Source organism: Peribacillus sp. CSMR9, assembly GCF_033141925.1.
Classification (GTDB): domain Bacteria; phylum Bacillota; class Bacilli; order Bacillales; family DSM-1321; genus Peribacillus; species Peribacillus simplex_A.
Window position 1 is genome coordinate 1 of sequence record NZ_JAOPHO010000173.1, and the last position, 1663, is coordinate 1663.

Annotated in this window: 2 protein-coding genes; one reads left to right on the forward strand and one right to left on the reverse strand. The window is 35.9% G+C overall.

What is annotated here, in order from left to right; all coding sequences use genetic code 11:
- A partial coding sequence (locus N9I19_RS24665) for an IS3 family transposase (RefSeq protein ID WP_317779319.1) occupies positions 1-310 on the forward strand: 310 nt, incomplete at its 5' end.
- A gap of 889 nt (positions 311-1199) precedes the next feature.
- On the opposite strand, the gene N9I19_RS24670 is transcribed toward N9I19_RS24665, so the two are convergent.
- On the reverse strand, positions 1200-1514 hold the full coding sequence (locus tag N9I19_RS24670; protein WP_317779320.1) for a helix-turn-helix domain-containing protein: 315 nt from the start codon (positions 1512-1514) through the stop codon (positions 1200-1202).
- Between the last annotated feature and the right edge of the window lie 149 nt (positions 1515-1663).

Sequence of the window (1663 nt, forward strand, 5' to 3'; positions counted from 1 at the left end):
GGTTCCAGTCATTCCCTCCGGAACTCGGAACATAAAAATATCCCTACCTTTGAAAAAATGTATTAGCGTTTGTTTTTCGCGTTTTTCTGCTTGGACCCCTAAAGGAAATTGTTTAGACAATGCAATCATAGAAAACTTCTTTGGCTTACTAAAATCTGAATTACTTTATTTACAGAAGTTCGACAGCATGGAGCATTTCAAACAAGAACTAGAAGATTATATCCATTATTACAATCACCGACGAATCAAAGTGAAATTAAAAGGCATGAGCCCAGTAGATTACCGGGTTCATGCCCTCAAGGTTGCCTAATTTAATAAAGTGTCTAACTTTTTGGGTTCTATATCATTCAAAAATAAAAAAAGCCCTTAATATTTGAAGTGGTTGCGGGACATGCTTTGTATAATGTTATGTCTTTTCAAATCATGTGAGTATTGATTCATCTGGTAATGACAGCCCTGATCTGAATGAAGAATGGGGGAATCTTTCGATTCCAATCGCATAAAGGCTTGGTCAAACATCTTGGAGACAAAGGGATAAATAGGACGTGATTAGATATTGTAAGCAATGATCTCTCCATTAATTAAGTCTAGAATGGGCGATAAATACAACTATTCACCGTATAAATGAAATTCAGTTACGTCCGTGACCCATTTTTGATTTGGCTTTATTGCCTTAAAATTACGATTGAGGATATTAGGCGCAACCTTTCCAATCTTGCCTTTGTATGAACGGTATTTCTTCATTCGGACCAGACACTTTAGCCCTAACTACTTCATTAATCGAAGAACCGTTTTATAGTTCATTTGAATCCCTCTATTACGTAATTCCAATGTAATGCGTCAATACCCGTATCTCCCTTTATTCGTATGAAATATCTCCTTGATAACTGGCTTTATTTCTTCGTATTTATCCTTACGCCCGAAGGCGTTTATCCAATAGTAATAGGTACTCCGTGCGAGATTTGCGATGGACAGAAGTAGCTTTAAATTAAAATCTCCCCTTAGTTCATGTTCTACTTTCGCTTTTTGCGTTCGGACGCTTCGCTTTCTTGAACTAAGGCTCTCAACTTTTTTAAATATGCATTCTCTGCACGTAATCTTTCATTTTCAGCCTGTAACGCCTCTAATGACCCTTCTACTTGTTTTTTCTTCGTTTATTTTTCATGGATGGACGCCCCTTTTTCTTCGTTTCAAGAGCGTCAACTCCGTTCCCCTCCAATTGCTTTCCACTTAGTAATAGTAGAAGGAGAAGCAATGTTATACACAGCAGCTGCATGGGTACAAGACACTCCAAAATCGTTCATATAGTTTAGTACATCCATCTTAAAACTAATATCATAATTTGTATAGTTAGACATTAGCCCTTCTATACCATGTTCTTTATAATACGCCACCCATTGCTTTAAAGGAGTCAAACTGGTATTAAATTGATTGGCTACAGTTCTAAATGAGTCAACTCCTTCTAAATAAGCAAGGACAGCTTTTAATTTGAACTCTAATGAATATTTTGTCATAAAAAATAGCACCTCCAAATGTTAGATAGTGTCTAACATTTGGGGTGCAGTTCATATTAGGAGCTTTTTTATTTTTTGTTTTTTGTATAGGCCGTGCATTTAAAATTTTTCTTCTAAACCAGTTACAACATGTAAATGACATACAAATA

Coding starts and splice junctions, on each gene's coding strand:
- N9I19_RS24670 (WP_317779320.1), bottom strand. CDS start 1,514: ATGACAAAATATTCATTAGAGTTCAAATTAAAAGCTGTCCTTGCTTAT.